We start from the raw sequence: 17,071 nt of genomic DNA on the forward strand, positions 1-17,071 counted from the left end.
CCCGGGCGGAGGCCACGGACAGGCTCGATCAGGTCATTGGAACGGCACTGGAGCTGTTCACGCCAGGGTCGTTCGGCCCTCGTCTGCGTCTGCGTCTGCGTCTGCGTCTGCGTCTGCATCTGCGTTTGCGTCCGTGTCCGTGTCCATGGTCCCCCTCCACTCTCGCCCGGCCCGAGGGCTGGCGGCACTGGTCACCGGAGCACCGTGGGGCTCTCATCCCGGCCGCCGTCGGCACGGCCGCCGCGCCACGGAGGCGGCGTGGCCGACCTGCGGCCTCCTGCTTGCGGTGCAGGGCACGATCCATCTGGCTGCGCAGCCGATCCTGCAACCCGTCCGCCAGTTCATGTGCGGTGGCCTCCTGGGCATGCACGACGACGAGGTTCTTCCCCACGACGAGTTCGGCCCCGGCGGACCAGGGCCGCTCGGCGTGGTGCGCCACCGCCTTGGCGACCCTCACCGCACCGCTCACGGCCGGAACCCCGGGTCGGCCGAGGACCGCGTCGATCTTTCCCCGGACGTATGCGACGGCTTCCTCGTCCACATCGCCCTGCACGCGCACCCGTACGGCGTCGGTGGTGGTGAGGTGGGCGTCGGTGTCTTTGGCAGTCATCTGGTGCGGAACGCCGGGCCACTTCGCACCCCGGAGGCAGCGGCAGCGTTTGGCCGCGGGAGACCATGGGGAATGGGGCCGACTGGCCCTGGCCGTCCGGCCCGGATTCGAGAAGGATCTCGCTGCGGAGGGCCGATTCCGTCCACGCGCGGGATCGGTGTGGAACACGAAACCAGGGAGCAGTTTGATGGCGGACGGCGAGCAGCCCGGCACCGGCAGCCCGATCCGGGTCTTCCTGCTGGACGACCACGAGGTGGTACGGCGCGGCGTAGGCGACCTGCTGAACGACGAGCCGGACATCGAGGTGATCGGCGAGGCCGGCACGGTGGAGCAGGCGCTGGTGCGTGTCCCCGCGTTGCGACCGCAGGTTGCCGTGCTCGACGTCCGCCTGCCCGACGGCGACGGTGTGACCGTGTGCCGGGAACTCCGGTCGCCGCATGCCCGAGCTGGCCTGCCTGATGCTGACCTCCTTCGACGACGAAGAAGCCCTGCTCGACTCGATCATGGCGGGCGCCTCCGGATACGTCCTGAAGCAGATCCAGGGCTCGGACCTGGTGTCCGCCGTCCGCACCGTGGCTGCCGGACAGTCCCTCCTTGACGCGAGCGCCACCACCAAGCTGATGGCCCGGCTGCGCGGTGGCCAACAGGAGGAACAGCAGTCGGACGGCCTGCAAGGCCTGACCGAGCGCGAGCGGGAGATCCTGGCTCTGATCGGCGAAGGTCTGACCAACCGTCAGATCGGCCAGCGGCTCTACCTGGCCGAGAAGACGGTGAAGAACCACATCTCCCGCCTGCTGGCCAAGCTCGGCGTGGAACGCCGCATCCAGGCCGCCGTCATCGCCACCCAGGTCCAGGACCGGCAGAGGCAGGAAGGGCACTGACATCCGCCGGCCCGGTATCTCCCGAAAGCTGAGCCCCACGCGGCAGTACGCGAGCACTGTTCAGCGGCTTCGATGCCCTGCGCTTGACTGGCCTGGGCCGCCTTGCTGGAGCCCGGGAAGCTGGATGGTCGCTGCCTACGGCAGCGGGACCATCGGGGTCGCGCGTGGGCCGTGTGGCCGCTGACTGCGTGCGGTCGAGGAGCAGAAGGATCAGTCGCGGACCGACTCACCCACACCGGTCCGTAAGGAGCCTCAGCCATGCCCAGAACCACAGGAGGCGGAAAGGGGACGGCGCCCACGGCGGGGCTCGACCTTCCCGCCGCCTCCGCTCTCGTGATCGGCAGCATCATCGGCACCGGAGTCTTCGCGCTGCCGTCCGCCCTCGCCCCGTACGGGCCGATCTCCCTGGTCGCGTTCGTCGCCGTCACCCTCGGCGCGCTCGCGCTGACCATCGGTGCTCTGTCCAAGCGCGTTCCCGCGAGTGGCGGCCCGTATGTGTACGCCCGCGAGGCCTTCGTCAACACCGGGCACAGGAAGTGGATTTCGGTGCTGCTCGCGCTGGTCGGGCTCTGGATTCCCGCCGCGATCAACCTCACCGGCGTCCGCACCATGGGCGCGTTCCAGGTGATCACCACCGTACTGAAGTTCGTCCCGCTGGTCTTCATGGCACCGTCGGGCTGCTGTTCGTCGACGCCCACAACTTCGGCCCGTTCAACGCCGGAGGCCAGTCGGCGCTGGGCGCGATCTCGGCCGCGGGCGCCATCGCCCAGTTCAGCTACCTGGGCCTCGAAGCCGCCTCCGTCGTCGCCGGACGCGTGAGCGAGCCGGGGCGCAACGTCCCCCGGGCCACCGTCTACGGCACGCTCGTCTGCGCCGTCATCTACATCCTGGGCACCCTCGCCGTCTTCGGCACCGTCGCGCACGGCAAACTGGACGACTCCATCGCGCCGTTCACCGACGCCGCGAACAACATCTTCGGCGGCAGCTGGGCCGGCGACATCGTCGCGGTCGCCGCGATCATCTCCGGCATCGGCGCCCTCAACGGCTGGACCATGCTGTGCGCGGAGATGCCGCACGCGGCCGCCCGCGACGGTCTCTTCCCGCGCGCCTTGGCCCGGCTGCGCGGCGAGAGCGACGTGCCGGCCTTCGGCATCGTCGCATCCACCGTGCCGGCCTCGCTGATCACGGTGTCCAGCTACACCCGCTTCGACAACGTCTTCACCAAGATCGTGCTGCTCAGCGTGCTCACCGCTGTGATCCCCCTACCTCTTCTCCGCCGCCGCCCAGCTGTACTGGCTGCTCGTGCGCGGCCGGGAGAGCCTCAGCCCCCGCACTCTCGCCCGTGACGTCACCGTCGCCGGGCTCGCCCTCGCCTTCTCGTACTGGTCGATCCACAGCGGCTACCAGACCGTCTACTCAGCGTCCATGGCCGCGAGACCGATGCGGCGTCTCGTCGGCGGGCTTGCGCATCTCCTGCCCAACAGACCCTGTGGACAGGGACGTTCAGCCCCACGGCCGGAGACCTTCGGCATCCGGCGCGGCCCCCTCGCAGCCGACGAGAGTGAGGGACGTCAAGAAGTCGACGGCTCATACATCCCAACGCTGGAATCGGGTCCCCTCGGGGCCCCGATTCGGGAGGTGGAGAACATGCCCCGCACCATCACCGTAGGCCTCGACGGCTCGCCTGAGAGCCGCGCCGCGGCGGAGTGGGCGGCCCGCGAGGCGGAGCTGCGCGGACTGCCGGTGAAGCTCGTCCACGCCTGGGAGCCGATCCCCGAGCACCTGGCCGAAGCCACCCACCGCGGGGCCGAGACCCTCCAGCACTGGACGGAGAGGATCCCCCGCGAGGCCGCCGAGAGCCTGCGCCTGTGCCACCCCGGCGTCGAGGTGACCACCGAACAGCTCACCGGACTGCCCGCCGACGCCCTGGTCCGGGCGGCTCAGGACGCCGAGCTGCTCGTCCTCGGATCGCGAGGCCTGGGCGGGATCGGCGGCTTCCTCGTCGGCTCGGCCGGCCTCGCGGTCGTGGCGCACACCGAGCGGCCCGTCGTCCTGGTCCGCGCCGGCGAACAGGCCGCGGACGAGCACGAGACGGACCCTTCGGGCATCCCGTCCGCGGCCACACCGCTGCGTCCCGTCGTGCTCGGACTCGACGTCGCCGGCCCCGACGAGACGCTGATCGGGTTCGCGTTCGAGGCCGCCGCCCGGCGTGAGGTGTCGCTGCGGGTCCTCCACGGCTGGAACCCGCCGCCCTACTACGCCTATGGCATGGCCCTGGAACCTGCGGTCGAGCGGGAGATGGCGAAGGGCGACGCCGTAATCCTCAGCGAAGTGCTGCGCCCGTGGCGGCGGAAGTACCCCGACGTCGAGGTCGTCGAGCAGTCGCACTACGGCAGCCCCTCGCTCATCCTGATCGAGGCCTCCCGCGACGCCTCCCTGGTCGTCGTCGGCCGGCGCATCCGCCGCTCCTCCGTCGGCGCCCGCATCGGCACCGTCACCCACGCCGTCCTGCACCACTCCGCCGCCCCTGTCGCCGTCGTCGCGCACGCCTGAACGCACACCCCTGAACCCCGTAGCCCCCAAGGAGTGAAGATCATGAAGGCAGCGGTCGTACGAGCTTTCGGCGAGCCCCTGGTCATCGAGGAACGCCCCGACCCCGAACCAGGCCCGGGCCAGGTCCGCATCCGCGTCGAGGCCTCCGGGCTGTGCCACACCGACATCCACGCCGCGCACGGCGACTGGCCCGTCAAGCCCACCCCGCCGTTCGTGCCCGGCCACGAAGGCGTCGGCCTGGTCGAGGAACTCGGCGAGGGCGTCACCCACCTGTCGATCGGACAGCGCGTCGCGGTGCCATGGCTCGGCAGGGCCTGCGGGCGGTGCGAGCACTGCCTGTCCGGCTGGGAGACCCTGTGCGAGCAGCAGACCAACACCGGCTACGGCTGCGACGGCGGATACGCCGAGAAGATGCTGGCCTGGGCCGACTTCGCCCATCCCGTGCCCGAGGGCGTCACCCCGTTGGACGCCGCCCCCCTGACCTGCGCCGGCGTCACCACCTACAAGGCGCTGAAGGTCGCCGATGTCCGGCCCGCCCAGCTCGTCGCGATCTCCGGGATCGGCGGTCTCGGCCACCTCGCCCTGCAGTACGCCAAGATCGCCGGAGCCACCGTCGCGGCCATCGACGTCACCGACGACAAGCTTCAGCTCGCCACGGAGCTGGGCGCCGACCTCGTCATCGACGCCCGTAAGCAGGATGTCGGCGAGGAGCTGAAGCGGCACGGCGGCGCCCACGCCGCGATCGCGCTCGCGGTGAACCCGGCCGCGTTCGAGGCGGTCAACTCCGGTCTGCGGCGCGGCGGAAAGCTCGTCATGGTGGCCCTGCCCGCGCACGGCACCCTTCAGGTCCCGATCTTCGGCACCGTGCTGAACGGCACGTCCGTCATCGGCTCGATCGTGGGCACGCGGCAGGACCTCACCGAGGTCTTCCAGCTCCACGCGGCCGGCCGCACGAAGGTCATCTACGAGACCCGCCCGCTCGCCTCCGTGAACGAGTCCGTCGACGCGGTGCTGCGCGGCGAGATCAAGGCCCGGATCGTCTTCGACCTGGGCGCGGGAAGGTGAGGACGATGGAGCTCCCTCTCGTCGTCGGCGTGGACGGCTCGGAGCCGAGCCTGCGCGCCGTCGACTGGGCGGCCGACGAGGCCGCCCTGTGCGGGCTGCCGCTCAGGCTGGTGTACGCCTCGCTGTGGGAACGGTACGAAGGAACCTCGCTCGCGGATGATGTCGCCAAGCCGTCCGAGCAGGTGATGGCCGAGGACATCGTCGAGTCGGCCGCGCGTAGGGCGCACAGCCGTCAGCCCGACGTGAAGGTCACCACCGACGTGCTGCCCGAGGAACCGGAGTACGCGCTGGTACGGGAGAGCCGCGCCGCCGCCGCGATGGTCCTGGGCTCGCGCGGTCGCAGCACCCTGGCTGAGGCCCTTCTCGGCTCCGTCAGTGTGACCGTGGCCGGGCACGCGCACTGCCCGGTGATCGTGCTGCGTGGCAGCCATGACAACCGGGTCCGCTCCGGGGCGCGCCGCATCGTCCTGGGCGTCGGCGACAAGCCGGAGGACACAGCGGCCGTGCACTTCGCCGTCGAGGAGGCGCGACGTCGAGGCGTGCCACTGGAGGCCGTACGAGCCTGGCGCTGCCCCGCGCACGAGACGACCGGCCACCCCCTGCCGGCCGGCGAACCCGCCCGGCTGCACGAGCAACAGGCCGTCGACGCGTTGGCAGCGGCCTTGCAGGAGATCCCGGCCGACGTCGAGGTGCACCGGCGTACCGTCGAGGGCCACGTCCGCGACGTGCTGCTGGACGCCTCGGCCGACGCCGACCTGCTCGTGGTCGGGGCTCGGCGCCGCGAGGGCCACTACGGCCTTCAGCTGGGCCGCGTTGCGCACGCGGTGCTGCATCACTCCGCCTGCCCGGTCGCCGTCGTACCCCAGCGGACGTGAGGGAGGCGGCCGGCCGCTCAGAGACTCGCCGCGTGGTCGGGGACGTAGGTCTGCAGATCGCGCGGCGGGCGTTCGTAGCCGGTCGACGGCGGCCGGTGCGGCAGCTCAAGGACCGGCGGCGGCACGTCGTGGTACGGCACGGAGTCCAGCAGATGGGCGATCATGTTCAGCCGCGCTCGCCGCTTGTCGTCGCTCTCCACGACGTACCAGGGCGCCTCCGGGATGTCGGTGTGCACCAGCATCGCGTCCTTGGCCCGCGAGTAGGCCTCCCAGCGCGTGATCGAGTCCAGGTCCATCGGCGACAGCTTCCATCGGCGCAGCGGATCCTCCAGGCGACGCCGGAACCGCTCCTGCTGCTCGGCGTCGCTCACCGAGAACCAGTACTTGCGCAGCAGGATCCCGTCCTCCACCAGCATCCGCTCGAAGATCGGGCACTGCCGCAGGAAGAGCTGGTACTCCTCATTGGTACAGAAGCCCATCACGTGCTCCACGCCGGCCCGGTTGTACCAGGAGCGGTCGAACAGCACGATCTCCCCGGCGGCCGGCAGGTGCTCGACGTACCGCTGGAAGTACCACTGGGTGCGCTCGCGCTCCGTCGGCTTGGGCAGGGCCACGATCCGCGCCACCCGCGGATTGAGGTGCTCCGCGACCCGCTTGATGGTGCCGCCCTTGCCCGCCGCGTCCCGCCCCTCGAAGACGATCACCAGCCGGGCGCCCTCCGCCTTCACCCACTCCTGCAGCTTCACCAACTCCGTCTGCAGGCGCAGAAGTTCCTTCTCGTACACCGCGACTGGCAGCTTCGCCGCCTTCTTACCGGCCACGCCGCCTCCATCGCCCGACAACTCACAACGTCACGCACAACCAGGTCGAAACACCACTACATCACCGTGTTGTCCGGCGAAGAACGGTACGCCATCACCGTAGGCCCTTGGGGCTGCCACCACCCGTGTCGGCATCAACGGCTTCGGCCGCATCGGCCGCACCTGTCTCCGCGCGGCCCTCGACCGAGCGGAGGCGGGCACCCAGGACGTCCACGTCGTCGTGATCAACGACATTGCCCCTCCCGCCACCCTCGCCCACCTCCTGGAGTACGACTCCACGTTCGGGCACATCGGACGCGAGGTCATCCACGACGACAGCTCCCTCACCGTCGACGGCCGCCGCATCAACATCACCGCAGAGCGCGACCCGGCGGCCCTGCACCTGAAGGCAGGCGCCCACGCCGTGCTGCTGCCGGCGCCGGGCAAGGGCGTGGACGCCACCATCGTGATGGGCGTCAACGACCACACCTACGACCGGCACCGTGACCGGATCATCTCGGCCGCCTCCTGCACCACCAACTGTCTTGCCCCGAGGTCAAGGTGCTCGACGAGAATTTCGGCATCGACCGCGGCCTGCTGACCACTGTCCACGGCTACACCAACGAGCAGTCGCTGCTCGACGGCCCCCACCAGGACCTGCGCCGCGCCCGCTCGGCGGCCCTGAGCATCATCCCGACCAGCACCGGTGCCGCCCGCGCCGTCGGCCTTGTACTGCCGGAGCTGGCCGGGGCGCTGGCCGGGATCGCCGTCCGGGTGCCCGTGGAGGGCGGCTCGCTCACCGACCTGACGGTCGTGCTGAACCGCGAGGTCACGGCCGACGAGATCAACGCCGCCTTCGCCGCGGCGACCGACGGCCTGCTGAACGCCCTTGTGGTGTGCCCGGAGTGCGGCCATGAATGGGTGCCCGCCGAGGGCGCGTCTGAAGGCGGGGACACCGGGGAGCGGGTCGTCAAGGACTCTGTCGGCAATGTGCTGCAGGACGGCGACTCCGTGGTCGTCGTGAAGGCCCTCAAGGTGAAGGGGAGCCCCTCGGGGATCAAGGCCGGCACCAAGGTGCGCAACATCCGGCTGGTCGACGGGGTGGACGGGCACGACATCGACTGCAAGATCGAGGGCTTCGGGGCGATGCAGCTCAAGTCCAGCGTGGTCAAGAAGGCCTGATCGCCCCTGCACCGCCGGTGCAGGGGCGCCGGGCTGCAGACTGATGCTGAATTGCAAAATTTCGCAATTGGTTAGATGCTGTGTTGGCTGTGCCTGCAGATAGCCGCGGGCACAGCCACGCGCGTCCGCCCCCAGATGGGGGCCTTGAAGGGGAAGCTGAGGGGTCGTGTCCGTTCCGCTGTACCAGGCCAAGGCCGAGTTCTTCCGGATGCTCGGTCATCCCGTGCGGATACGGGTGCTGGAGCTCCTGCAGGACGGGCCGAAGCCGGTACGGGACCTGCTCGCGGAGATAGAGGTGGAGCCGTCCAGCCTGTCGCAGCAGCTGGCCGTACTGCGCCGCTCCGGGATCGTCACCTCCACCCGGGATGGCTCCACGGTGGTCTACGAGCTGGCGGGCGGCGATGTCGCCGACCTGATGAAGGCGGCCCGGCGGATCCTGACCGAGATGCTGGCGGGGCGGAACGAGCTGCTGGCCGAGCTGCGGGAAGCCGAGGTCGCCGCGCGATGACCTCGGGGATCAGCCGGGTCCGGGCCCGGATCACCTCGCTGCTGCCTGTCCGCGCCGATCTGGATCAGATCCGGCGCGACCCGCGCCGGGATCTGCTGGCCGGACTGACCGTGGCGATCGTCGCGCTGCCGCTCGCGCTCGGCTTCGGGGTCTCCTCCGGACTGGGTGCGGAGGCGGGCCTGGCGACCGCCGTGGTCGCCGGTGCGCTCGCCGCGATCTTCGGAGGCTCGAATCTGCAGGTGTCGGGGCCGACCGGGGCGATGACGGTCGTCCTCGTGCCGATCGTCGGCAAGTACGGCCCGTCCGGCGTCCTCACCGTCGGTCTGATGGCCGGCCTGATGCTCGTCGCGCTCGCCGCGCTGCGCGCCGGGAAGTACATGCAGTACGTGCCCGCCCCCGTGGTCGAGGGCTTCACGCTCGGCATCGCCTGCGTGATCGGGCTCCAGCAGATCCCGAACGCCCTGGGCGTTCCCAAGCCCGAGGGCGACCGGGTCCTGGTCGTCACCTGGCGAGCGATCGAGGAGTTCGCGAAGGCCCCGAACTGGACCTCCCTCGCCTTCGCGGCCGCCGTGGCCGTGGTCATGCTGGTCGGCGCCCGGTGGCGGCCGACGATCCCGTTCTCCATCGTCGCGGTGATCGCCGCGACGATCGTGGCCCAGGTTGCCGGCCTGGACGCGGCGAAGCCGATCGGCGCCCTGCCGACGGGGCTGCCGGTGCCCTCGCTGTCCTTCCTGGACGTGGGCTCCCTGGGCACCCTGCTGGCCCCGGCCGTCGCGGTCGCGGCCCTGGCCGCGCTGGAGTCACTGCTGTCGGCCTCGGTCGCCGACGGCATGACGGTGGGCCAGAAGCACGACCCGGACCGGGAGCTGTTCGGCCAGGGACTGGCCAACATCGCCGCACCCCTGTTCGGCGGCGTCCCGGCGACCGGCGCGATCGCCCGCACCGCCGTCAACGTCCGCACAGGCGCCGGCTCCCGGCTCGCCGCGCTCACCCACGCCGCCGTCCTCGCCGTCATCGTCTTCGCCGCAGCGCCTCTGGTGTCCAAGATCCCGCTCGCCGCCCTCGCCGGTGTCCTGCTCGCCACGGCGATCCGCATGGTGGAGGTCGGCTCGCTGCGGGCGATGGCCAAGGCGACCCGCTCGGACGCGGTGATACTCGTCCTGACCGCTGTCGCGACACTCGCCCTGGACCTCGTCTACGCCGTGATCATCGGCCTGGTCGTCGCGGGCGCGCTCGCCCTGCGTGCGGTGGCCAAGCAGGCCAGCCTCGACCAGGTGCCGCTCGATCAGGGGAACCACAGCGCCGAGGAACACGCCCTGCTCGCCGAGCACATCGTCGCCTATCGCATCGACGGTCCGCTGTTCTTCGCCGCCGCCCACCGCTTCCTGCTGGAGCTGACCGAAGTGGCGGACGTCCGCGTCGTCGTCCTGCGCATGTCCAGGGTGTCGACCATGGACGCGACCGGCGCCCTGGTCCTCAAGGACGCGGTCGAGAAACTCAGCCGACGCGGCATCCTCGTCCTGGCTTCCGGCATACGCCCCGGCCAGCGCCAGGTCCTCGACTCCGTCGGCGCGCTGGAGCTGCTGCGTCACGAGGGCCGGGAGTACACCACCACGCCCGAGGCGATCCGCGGCGCCCGCGACCACCTGGAGTACGCCGGAGTCCTGCCCGCCGTCCCCGCCCCCGCGACCAGTCCCTCGCCGGAGGAAGCCATCCGATGAACGCGTCTCCCAGCCCGCTGCGCATGCTCGATCTGTCCGGCGCCGAGGCGCTGTGGCTGCTGGAGGGCGGCAGCCTGGGACACCTGCTCTACGTGCTGCGGGAGCGGCCTGTCATCCGCCCGGCCCGCCATGTGTTCGAGTACGGGCGACTGGTCGTGCGCACGCCCGCCCCGACCGTGGCGGTGCCCGAGACCGCGACGTACTACGTCGACGAGATCCAGGAAGCGACGGGTACGGGCTGGACCGTGACCGTGGTCGGCCCCGCCGAAGTGATCACGGATCGCGACGAGGTCGCCCACTACCGGCGCACCCTGGCCGGCTGGGTCCACGGTCCGCACGACGCGGTCCTGCGGATCCACCCCAAAACCGTCACTGGATTCCGCCTCGCGCAGGCAGACGTGTGATGTCGACGCAGCTGGAAGCCCTGCCGTACCGGCATGTGCTCACGCTGCCCAGCGAACCGTCCGCGGTCCGGATCGCCCGCGAAACCGCGGAGCTGGCGGTGGTGGAGTGGGGGATCGGGCGGCGTCACCCCACGGTGGGCCCGGCCCTGCTGATCCTCAGCGAACTCGTCACCAACAGCGTCCGGCACGCCGCCGTCCGCTCCCCGCAGCTCACGGTGATCTATGCGGCGGGCAGGGACTGCCTGGCCTTTGCCGTCCATGACCGCCACCCCTACCAACCGCCGCTGTACGGATCAGTGACCGGAGGCAGCACGGGCGGTCTCGGCACCGTCATGGAGCTCGTTCTCGGTCTGAGTGGCACCGCGGTCGTCCGACCGGACGCCGACGGCGAGGGCAAGAGCGTATGGATCACCCTTCCCCTCTGACCCGCCTGATCCCCGAGCCGATCCCCGACTGGCCACCCGCACAAGAAAGTTCACGACGATGACCATCGACTGGCGTTACACCGTCGAGGAGAACCTCGGCATCCTGTCCGTCGCCGGATACCTCGGGCCGGATGCCGTGCGGCGCTTCACCGGCGCCATCGGCTGGGTCGTCGCCCGCGGTACCGGCCCGGTCATCATCGACCTGACCCGGCTGCGCGGCTGGTCCGCCGACGGCCAACTGGCGATCACCGATGCCGCCCGCCGCCTCGCGGAGGCGGGCCGGAGCCTGGAACTGGCCGCCATCCCCGCCGACGGCTCCCTCGTCCCGGACGGGGACCGCCCGCTCATCCCGGTGCACGCCCACCTGGCCGCCGCGCTCGCCGCGCACAGCGCGGAGCCAGGGGAGCAGGTGGAGGGACGCCATGAGTGGCGTACGACGGGGTGGCCGACGGGAGACCGGCCAGGAGAGTAATCCCGGGTGACCGTGCGCGCAGGTCAGCTGCGGTCGCTCTCCGGGGCCTGCTGAGCGGGACGGCCGCCGAGGGACAGCTTGAGCATGTGGTGGTGGCCGCAGCGCGGGCAGTTGCCGTCCTGGCCGACGGCAGCAGGGCGGCACTTGAGGCGGCAGGCGGGGCACGTGAGCCACGTGATGCCTGCGCCGCGCAGTGGGGTGATCCTCACGCAATCCTCCTCACGAGACCTCAGTAATTGCTAATGTTAGCAATTACTGAGGTCGTCACCGCTGAATCGGGAACGATGAGTACGCCGCTGTACCAACTGAAGGCCGAGTTCTTCAAGACGCTCGGTCACCCGGCCCGGATCCGTGTCCTGGAACTGCTGAGCGAACGCGAGCACGCGGTCGCGGAGATGCTGCCCGAGGTGGGTATCGAGCCCGCGCACCTGTCCCAGCAGCTGGCGGTGCTGCGCCGGGCGAACCTGGTCAAGACGCGTAAGGAGGGCTCGACCGTGTACTACTCCCTGACCAGTCCCCACGTGGCCGAGCTCCTCAGGATCGCCCGCACCATCCTCTCCGGCGTGCTGGCCGGGCAAGCCGAACTGCTTGCCGACCTGCAGGCGGCCCAGCTGGAGGGGAAGCCGCCGTCGTAGCGACGGCCATCGGACGGCGATCGCCTTCCTCTGCGACAACATTTCGTAAACCAGGGCAAAATATCGGAAAGCGGCAGTAACTCCACTTGTGGTGTGGCCCGTTGGCCACGCGCAGACGGATTCTCACCGTTTCGGGGAGAGGTTCATGGGCCTGTTGCGCAAGATCCGCGAGACCGGGCGGGTGGCCGAACCGGCGCCGCCCCACCCGCGCGCCGAAGTGCCGGAGAAGGCCCGGCAGTTGGGTGGTTCGGTGCAGGTGCGGTGCGTGGATGCGGGCTCGTGCAACGGCTGTGAGATCGAGATCGCTGTCGCGTTCAATCCGGTGTACGACGCCGAGCGGTACGGAGCCCGGTTGGTGGCCTCGCCCCGGCATGCGGACGTGGCGCTGGTGACCGGCCCGGTGACCCGGAACATGGCCGAGCCGCTGCGCCGGACGGTCGCCGCGATGGGGGAGCCACGGCTGGTGGTCGCGGTCGGGGACTGCGCGATCGACTGCGGTGAGTTCGCCGGCGGGTACGGCGTCGAGGGCGCGGTCTGCGACGTCGTACCGGTGGATCTGGCCGTGCCCGGCTGCCCGCCGGAGCCGGAGGCGATCGTGGCGGCGCTGAGGAGGGTGACCGGTCGGTGAGCGTGATTCCGGCCGCCCTGGCGACGGCCGCAGCACTGGGCGGCGCGGGCACGCCGGCCGGAGTTGTGCTGCCGTACCGTGTGCGCATCCCGGTCGTTGGCGTGCTGACGGCGGGTGTGGGGGTGAGTGGTGGCGCGGCGGGTGTGGCTGCACTGGGCGGGAGCCGGTGGGCGGCTGTCTACCCGGGGGTGGTGCCGCTGGCCGGGGCGCATGTGGCGGTGGATGCGCTGGCGGGGCTGTTCATGGCGGTGGCCGGGTTCGTCGTGGCCGCGGTCGGTGTGTACGGCATCGGCTATGCGGCGGGGCATGGCGCGCATGGGCTCGGCTCGCGTACGGCGCAGGCGGTGCTGCCGTTGTTCGCGCTCACGCTGGTGCTCGTGCCGGTGGCGGCGTCGGTGTCCACGTTCCTGCTGCTGTGGGAGCTGATGGCGCTCGGCTCGCTGCTGCTGGTGCTGAGCGAGCACCGGGAGCGGGCCTCGGTCAGGCAGGCGGGTGTCTGGTACGCGGTGATGAGCCACCTCGGCCTGGTGCTGCTGCTGGCCGGGCTTGCGCTGTTCGCCGCGCGGGCGGGCGGGGAGACCTTCGCCGCGCTGCGGGCGGGCGCACACGGCATCTCGCCGACCGTGCGCGGGCTGGTGTTCGTGCTGGTGGCGGCGGCGTTCACGTCGAAGGCGGGTGCGGTGCCGCTGCACGCCTGGCTGCCGCGGGCCCATCCGGAGGCGCCCAGTCCCGTCTCGGCTTTGATGAGTGCCGCCATGGTCAACCTCGGCGTCTACGGCCTGGTTCGTACCGGGCTGGATCTGCTCGGCGGTGGTCCGGGGTGGTGGTGGCTGGGGCTGCTGGCGGTGGGCGGGGTAAGTGCCGTGTACGGCATTCTGCAGGCGGCGATGGCCTCCGACCTGAAGCGGCTGCTGGCGTACTCGACCAGCGAGAACATGGGCCTGGTCCTGATCGGGGTCGGGGCGTCCGGGCTGTTCGCCTCCTACGGCGACCGGCCGCTGGCCGCGCTGGCGCTGGCGGCGGCGCTGCTGCACGTGGTCAACCACGCAGCGTTCAAGGCCCTGTTGTTCTGTGCGGCGGGGTCGGTCCTGCGCGCCACCGGGCTACGCGATCTGGACCGGATGGGCGGGCTGCGGGCCCGGATGCCCGCCACCGCCGGGTTCTTCGCGCTGGCCGCGCTCGGTGCGGTGGCGCTGCCGCCGGGCAACGGCTTCGTCAGCGAGTGGCTGCTGCTGCAGTCCCTCATCCACGGGCTCCGCGTGCCCGGCGTCGCCGTCGCCGTGGTGCTGCCACTGTCGGTGGCGCTGATCGCCCTGTCGGCGGGCATCGCGGCGGCCGTGTTCGTCAAGGCGCTCGGTGTCGGGTTCTCCGCCCGGCCGCACGACGAGCGGGCCGCATCCGCGCGGGAGGCGCCGCCGCTGATGCTCGCCGGGATGACTTTGCTCGCCGTCGGTGTCGTGGCGCTGGCGGTGGTGCCGGGCTTGCTGGGTGACGGCCTCGACCGGGCCATCGGCGCGGTCGGGCTGCCGGGCAGCGGGGCACTCACGGGTGGCGGGCTGAAGGTGCAACTCGCCGGCATCTCCGCCTCCCTGTCGCCGGTGTGGGTGGTGGCTGCCCTCACGGCCGCGATCCTGCTCGCGGCCGGGCTGCCCAGGCTCTACGGCCGCCACAAGCGTCGGGTGCACGCGCGGTTGTGGGACTGCGGGGGCGGGGCGCCGACGCCGCGCATGGCGTACACGGCGACCTCGTTCGCGGAGCCTTTGCAGCGGGTCTTCGATGACATCCTCGCCCCGGAGCAGGACGTGAATGTCACCCCGGTGCGCGAGTCGGCGTACCTGGTGGAACGGGTGCGCTTCCAGCACCGGGTGCCCGACCGGATCGAGCACCGGCTGTACGAGCCGGTGCTGCGGGCACTGGCCGGGACCGGGCAGGCGGCGCGGCGGCTGGCGGGCGGCAGCGTGCACCTGTATCTCGGCTACGGCTTCGCCGGGCTGGTCGTCCTGCTGTTGGCGTTGGCGGTGGGCTGGTGATGAACGCAATCGGGTACGTGACCGTCGTCGGCCAGGTCGTGGCCGTCGTGGCCGCAGCGCCGCTGCTGACCGGGTGGATGCGGCAGGTGCGGGCCCGCCTGGAGGGCCGGGCCGGAGCCGGAATCCTCCAGCCCTGGCGTGATGCACGCAAGCTGCTGCGCAAGGAGCCCATCACCCCGGTGGGAACCGGGCTCGCGTTCCGCGCCGCCCCCGCGCTGCTGGTCGCCACCACCCTGGTGGCCGCCGCCCTGGTGCCGCTGCTGTCCACCGACACCCCGGTCAGCTCGCACGCGGACCTCATCGTGGTGGTCGCGCTGATCGCACTCGGCACCCTCGCCCTCGCCCTGGCCGGACTCGACACCGGCACCGCGTTCGGCGGGATGGGCGCCTCCCGGGAGATGACGGTCGCCGCCCTGGTGGAGCCGACCATCCTGCTGTCGGTGTTCGCGCTGTCGATACCGGCCGGCACGACCAACATCCCGGCGATCGTCTCCGGTGCCGCCCGGGACCCGGCCCGCCTCGCGTCCCCGGCCGGGCTGCTCGCCACCGCCGCGCTCGCGGTGGCCGTGCTCGCGGAGACCGGGCGGATCCCGGTCGACAACCCCTCCACCCACCTCGAACTCACCATGATCCACGAAGCGATGGTCCTGGAGTACGCCGGCCCGGACCTCGCACTGGTCGAACTCGGCGCCCAGATGCGGCTCACCCTGCTGCTCGGCCTGCTGTCCTCCCTGTTCCTGCCGTGGGGCATCGCCACCGGCACCTCCTGGGCCGCTCTCGTGGTCGCGCTGGTGCTGTTCACGGCGAAGCTCGTGCTGCTGGGTGCGGTACTGGCCGCGGCCGAGGTGTTCTGGGCCAAGGTGCGGCTGTTCCGGGTGCCGGAACTGCTTGCCGGTTCCTTCCTGCTGGCGCTGCTCGCGGTGACCTCCTCCTACTTCCTGAACGGAGCACCATGAGCGGCGGCCTCTACACCCAGCTCCTCGACCTGGCCTGCGGTGCCTTCCTGCTGGCCGCCGTCATCGTGCTGTGGCGGCGCGAACTCGCCGCGATCGTCCGAGTCTTCGCCCTCCAGGGCGTCGCCCTGGCCGCGATCGCCGTCCTGCTCGGTGTGCACGAAGAGCGGTGGGACCTGGTCGCCGTGGGCCTCGGTGTCGGCGTACTGAGGGCGGGCGTCCTGCCGTATCTCATGCGGCATGCCCTGGCCGCGCTCGCCGAGGACCGGCAAGGCCACGGCACCGGAGGCGCCGAGACCCGGGAGACCCAGCCACTGGTCAACGTCGCCGCTTCGCTGCTCACCGCCTCCCTGCTCACCCTGCTCGCCTACGCCGTCGCCCGGCCCCTGACCGCACTGGACCCCACGCCGGCCACCCGCGCCCTGCCGGTGGGCCTGGCCGTCGTCCTGATCGGCTTCTTCGTGCTGGTCACCCGCAGGCGGGCGCTGGCCCAGGTGGTCGGCTTCCTGCTGCTGGACAACGGCATCACCGCCACCGCCTTCCTCGCCACCTCCGGCGTGCCGCTGATCGTCGAACTGGGCGTCTCCTTCGACGTGTTGCTGGCGGTGCTGGTGCTGCAGATCCTCACCACCCGGATGCGGGAGGCGTTCGGCACGACCGACATCGACGACCTGCGGGAGCTGCACGACTGATGAGCCCGACTGCTTCCGCGATGCTCCTCACCGCGCCCGCCGCTGTTCCGCTGGTCGTGGCCGGCGGGTACGCACTCGCCGCACTGCGCACGCGCACGGCTGCCGCAACCCTCGCCGTGACGTTCACCGAGGCCCGGCAGCGCGTGTCCGCACAGGGCTCCGTCCTGGTGGCCGAGGCGCCCGAGCCCGGCAAGGTGCCCAGGTGGGATGCGCGGGACTGGGCCGGGCTCGTCTCGCCCGCCGTGATCCTCACCTGCGGGAGCCTGCTGGCGAGGGATGTGGTCGGCGGAGGACCGCGGCGGGCGTACTCGGGCTTGCTGCGAGCGGATGCGCTGACCGCGTGGATGCTGCTGGTGGTCGGCGCCGTCGCACTGATCGCCTGCGGCTCCGCCCCCGCGTTTCTGAGAGGTGAGCGGGTCGCCGGGCGGGCGAACGACCGTACCGTGTGGCGCTATCACGCGTTGGTGCAGGCGTTCCTGGCCGCCATGTCCCTGGCCGTGGTCACCGCGAACCTGGGCGTGCTGTGGGTTGCGGTGGAGGCCACCACGATCGTCACCGCCTTCCTCGTGGGCCACCGCCACACGCGCGCCTCCGTGGAGGCGGCCTGGAAGTACGTGGTGATCTGCTCGGCCGGGAT

General features: G+C 71.3%; 19 protein-coding genes and 3 pseudogenes. 19 read left to right on the forward strand and 3 right to left on the reverse strand.

Annotated features, from left to right (window positions below):
* Nucleotides 1–28: 28 nt before the first annotated feature.
* Nucleotides 29–610: a hypothetical protein gene (locus ACWC2T_RS39105; RefSeq protein ID WP_450675083.1), complete on the reverse strand. Its 582-nt coding sequence runs from the start codon at nt 608–610 to the stop codon at nt 29–31.
* Between the two features lie 187 nt (nt 611–797).
* On the opposite strand from ACWC2T_RS39105, the pseudogene ACWC2T_RS39110 reads away from it, so the two are divergent.
* The 6 genes and pseudogenes from ACWC2T_RS39110 (at nt 798) to ACWC2T_RS39135 (ending at nt 5,984) form a co-directional block, all read left to right on the forward strand.
* Nucleotides 798–1,491: pseudogene (locus ACWC2T_RS39110) on the forward strand (response regulator).
* Between the two features lie 258 nt (nt 1,492–1,749).
* On the forward strand, nt 1,750–2,310 hold the full coding sequence (locus ACWC2T_RS39115; RefSeq protein ID WP_450675084.1) for an amino acid permease: 561 nt from the start codon (nt 1,750–1,752) through the stop codon (nt 2,308–2,310).
* Complete coding sequence (locus ACWC2T_RS39120; protein WP_450675101.1) at nt 2,235–2,837, forward strand: APC family permease; 603 nt, start codon at nt 2,235–2,237, stop codon at nt 2,835–2,837. The genes ACWC2T_RS39115 and ACWC2T_RS39120 overlap by 76 nt, the downstream gene beginning before the upstream one ends.
* A gap of 301 nt (nt 2,838–3,138) precedes the next feature.
* Entirely contained in the window at nt 3,139–4,044 is a 906-nt protein-coding gene (locus ACWC2T_RS39125; protein WP_450675085.1) for a universal stress protein, read from the forward strand.
* A gap of 42 nt (nt 4,045–4,086) precedes the next feature.
* Nucleotides 4,087–5,109: an alcohol dehydrogenase AdhP gene (gene adhP / locus ACWC2T_RS39130; RefSeq protein WP_450675086.1), complete on the forward strand. Its 1,023-nt coding sequence runs from the start codon at nt 4,087–4,089 to the stop codon at nt 5,107–5,109.
* 5 nt (nt 5,110–5,114) lie between these two features.
* The gene (locus ACWC2T_RS39135; protein WP_450675087.1) at nt 5,115–5,984 is read left to right on the forward strand and encodes a universal stress protein; all 870 of its coding nucleotides are present in this window, start codon (nt 5,115–5,117) and stop codon (nt 5,982–5,984) included.
* Nucleotides 5,985–6,001: 17 nt separating this feature from the next.
* On the opposite strand, the gene ppk2 is transcribed toward ACWC2T_RS39135, so the two are convergent.
* Nucleotides 6,002–6,805 (reverse strand): polyphosphate kinase 2, encoded by an 804-nt coding sequence (gene ppk2 / locus ACWC2T_RS39140; protein ID WP_450675088.1) that lies wholly within the window; start codon nt 6,803–6,805, stop codon nt 6,002–6,004.
* Nucleotides 6,806–6,938: 133 nt separating this feature from the next.
* Between ppk2 and ACWC2T_RS39145 the strand changes: the two are divergent.
* From ACWC2T_RS39145 to ACWC2T_RS39175, 7 genes and pseudogenes are all read left to right on the forward strand, one after another.
* A pseudogene (locus ACWC2T_RS39145) lies at nt 6,939–7,678 on the forward strand (type I glyceraldehyde-3-phosphate dehydrogenase); the annotation flags it as partial.
* Nucleotides 7,661–7,966 carry a zinc ribbon domain-containing protein YjdM gene (locus tag ACWC2T_RS39150; RefSeq protein ID WP_450675102.1) on the forward strand — a complete coding sequence of 102 codons (306 nt, stop codon included), beginning with the start codon at nt 7,661–7,663 and terminating at the stop codon, nt 7,964–7,966. The pseudogene ACWC2T_RS39145 and the gene ACWC2T_RS39150, both read left to right, overlap by 18 nt.
* Before the next feature lie 166 nt (nt 7,967–8,132).
* The gene (locus ACWC2T_RS39155) at nt 8,133–8,474 is read left to right on the forward strand and encodes an ArsR/SmtB family transcription factor (protein WP_450675089.1); all 342 of its coding nucleotides are present in this window, start codon (nt 8,133–8,135) and stop codon (nt 8,472–8,474) included.
* Nucleotides 8,471–10,195 carry a SulP family inorganic anion transporter gene (locus tag ACWC2T_RS39160; protein WP_450675090.1) on the forward strand — a complete coding sequence of 575 codons (1,725 nt, stop codon included), beginning with the start codon at nt 8,471–8,473 and terminating at the stop codon, nt 10,193–10,195. The genes ACWC2T_RS39155 and ACWC2T_RS39160 overlap by 4 nt, the downstream gene beginning before the upstream one ends.
* The gene (locus ACWC2T_RS39165) at nt 10,192–10,599 is read left to right on the forward strand and encodes a pyridoxamine 5'-phosphate oxidase family protein (RefSeq protein ID WP_450675091.1); all 408 of its coding nucleotides are present in this window, start codon (nt 10,192–10,194) and stop codon (nt 10,597–10,599) included. Before ACWC2T_RS39160 ends, ACWC2T_RS39165 begins: the two co-directional genes overlap by 4 nt.
* Nucleotides 10,599–11,024 carry an ATP-binding protein gene (locus ACWC2T_RS39170; RefSeq protein WP_450675092.1) on the forward strand — a complete coding sequence of 142 codons (426 nt, stop codon included), beginning with the start codon at nt 10,599–10,601 and terminating at the stop codon, nt 11,022–11,024. Before ACWC2T_RS39165 ends, ACWC2T_RS39170 begins: the two co-directional genes overlap by 1 nt.
* Before the next feature lie 58 nt (nt 11,025–11,082).
* The gene (locus tag ACWC2T_RS39175) at nt 11,083–11,496 is read left to right on the forward strand and encodes an anti-sigma factor antagonist (protein WP_450675093.1); all 414 of its coding nucleotides are present in this window, start codon (nt 11,083–11,085) and stop codon (nt 11,494–11,496) included.
* Between the two features lie 23 nt (nt 11,497–11,519).
* Here ACWC2T_RS39175 and ACWC2T_RS39180 read toward each other — a convergent pair whose 3' ends face one another.
* On the reverse strand, nt 11,520–11,705 hold the full coding sequence (locus tag ACWC2T_RS39180; RefSeq protein WP_450675094.1) for a hypothetical protein: 186 nt from the start codon (nt 11,703–11,705) through the stop codon (nt 11,520–11,522).
* A gap of 75 nt (nt 11,706–11,780) precedes the next feature.
* Here ACWC2T_RS39180 and ACWC2T_RS39185 point away from each other — a divergent pair, with 75 nt between their 5' ends.
* The 6 genes and pseudogenes from ACWC2T_RS39185 to ACWC2T_RS39210 form a co-directional block, all read left to right on the forward strand.
* The gene (locus tag ACWC2T_RS39185) at nt 11,781–12,131 is read left to right on the forward strand and encodes an ArsR/SmtB family transcription factor (protein WP_450675095.1); all 351 of its coding nucleotides are present in this window, start codon (nt 11,781–11,783) and stop codon (nt 12,129–12,131) included.
* 145 nt (nt 12,132–12,276) lie between these two features.
* Complete coding sequence (locus ACWC2T_RS39190) at nt 12,277–12,759, forward strand: NADH-quinone oxidoreductase subunit B family protein (RefSeq protein ID WP_450675096.1); 483 nt, start codon at nt 12,277–12,279, stop codon at nt 12,757–12,759.
* Nucleotides 12,756–14,789: a proton-conducting transporter transmembrane domain-containing protein gene (locus tag ACWC2T_RS39195; protein WP_450675097.1), complete on the forward strand. Its 2,034-nt coding sequence runs from the start codon at nt 12,756–12,758 to the stop codon at nt 14,787–14,789. The genes ACWC2T_RS39190 and ACWC2T_RS39195 overlap by 4 nt, the downstream gene beginning before the upstream one ends.
* Nucleotides 14,789–15,745: a respiratory chain complex I subunit 1 family protein gene (locus ACWC2T_RS39200; RefSeq protein WP_450675098.1), complete on the forward strand. Its 957-nt coding sequence runs from the start codon at nt 14,789–14,791 to the stop codon at nt 15,743–15,745. The genes ACWC2T_RS39195 and ACWC2T_RS39200 overlap by 1 nt, the downstream gene beginning before the upstream one ends.
* Nucleotides 15,742–16,434: a hypothetical protein gene (locus ACWC2T_RS39205; RefSeq protein ID WP_450675099.1), complete on the forward strand. Its 693-nt coding sequence runs from the start codon at nt 15,742–15,744 to the stop codon at nt 16,432–16,434. The genes ACWC2T_RS39200 and ACWC2T_RS39205 overlap by 4 nt, the downstream gene beginning before the upstream one ends.
* Nucleotides 16,434–17,071 (forward strand): annotated as a pseudogene (locus tag ACWC2T_RS39210) (proton-conducting transporter membrane subunit); the annotation flags it as partial. The gene ACWC2T_RS39205 and the pseudogene ACWC2T_RS39210, both read left to right, overlap by 1 nt.

This window comes from Streptomyces sp. NPDC001393, from assembly GCF_053597455.1.

Excerpts from the sequence above, each read along its gene's own strand:
- ACWC2T_RS39105 (WP_450675083.1), bottom strand. The coding sequence starts at position 610 with ATGACTGCCAAAGACACCGACGCCCACCTCACCACCACCGACGCCGTA.
- ACWC2T_RS39115 (WP_450675084.1), top strand. The coding sequence starts at position 1,750 with ATGCCCAGAACCACAGGAGGCGGAAAGGGGACGGCGCCCACGGCGGGG.
- ACWC2T_RS39125 (WP_450675085.1), top strand. The coding sequence starts at position 3,139 with ATGCCCCGCACCATCACCGTAGGCCTCGACGGCTCGCCTGAGAGCCGC.
- adhP (WP_450675086.1), top strand. The coding sequence starts at position 4,087 with ATGAAGGCAGCGGTCGTACGAGCTTTCGGCGAGCCCCTGGTCATCGAG.
- ACWC2T_RS39135 (WP_450675087.1), top strand. The coding sequence starts at position 5,115 with ATGGAGCTCCCTCTCGTCGTCGGCGTGGACGGCTCGGAGCCGAGCCTG.
- ACWC2T_RS39160 (WP_450675090.1), top strand. The coding sequence starts at position 8,471 with ATGACCTCGGGGATCAGCCGGGTCCGGGCCCGGATCACCTCGCTGCTG.
- ACWC2T_RS39165 (WP_450675091.1), top strand. The coding sequence starts at position 10,192 with ATGAACGCGTCTCCCAGCCCGCTGCGCATGCTCGATCTGTCCGGCGCC.
- ACWC2T_RS39170 (WP_450675092.1), top strand. The coding sequence starts at position 10,599 with ATGTCGACGCAGCTGGAAGCCCTGCCGTACCGGCATGTGCTCACGCTG.
- ACWC2T_RS39175 (WP_450675093.1), top strand. The coding sequence starts at position 11,083 with ATGACCATCGACTGGCGTTACACCGTCGAGGAGAACCTCGGCATCCTG.
- ACWC2T_RS39185 (WP_450675095.1), top strand. The coding sequence starts at position 11,781 with ATGAGTACGCCGCTGTACCAACTGAAGGCCGAGTTCTTCAAGACGCTC.
- ACWC2T_RS39190 (WP_450675096.1), top strand. The coding sequence starts at position 12,277 with ATGGGCCTGTTGCGCAAGATCCGCGAGACCGGGCGGGTGGCCGAACCG.
- ACWC2T_RS39200 (WP_450675098.1), top strand. The coding sequence starts at position 14,789 with ATGAACGCAATCGGGTACGTGACCGTCGTCGGCCAGGTCGTGGCCGTC.
- ACWC2T_RS39205 (WP_450675099.1), top strand. The coding sequence starts at position 15,742 with ATGAGCGGCGGCCTCTACACCCAGCTCCTCGACCTGGCCTGCGGTGCC.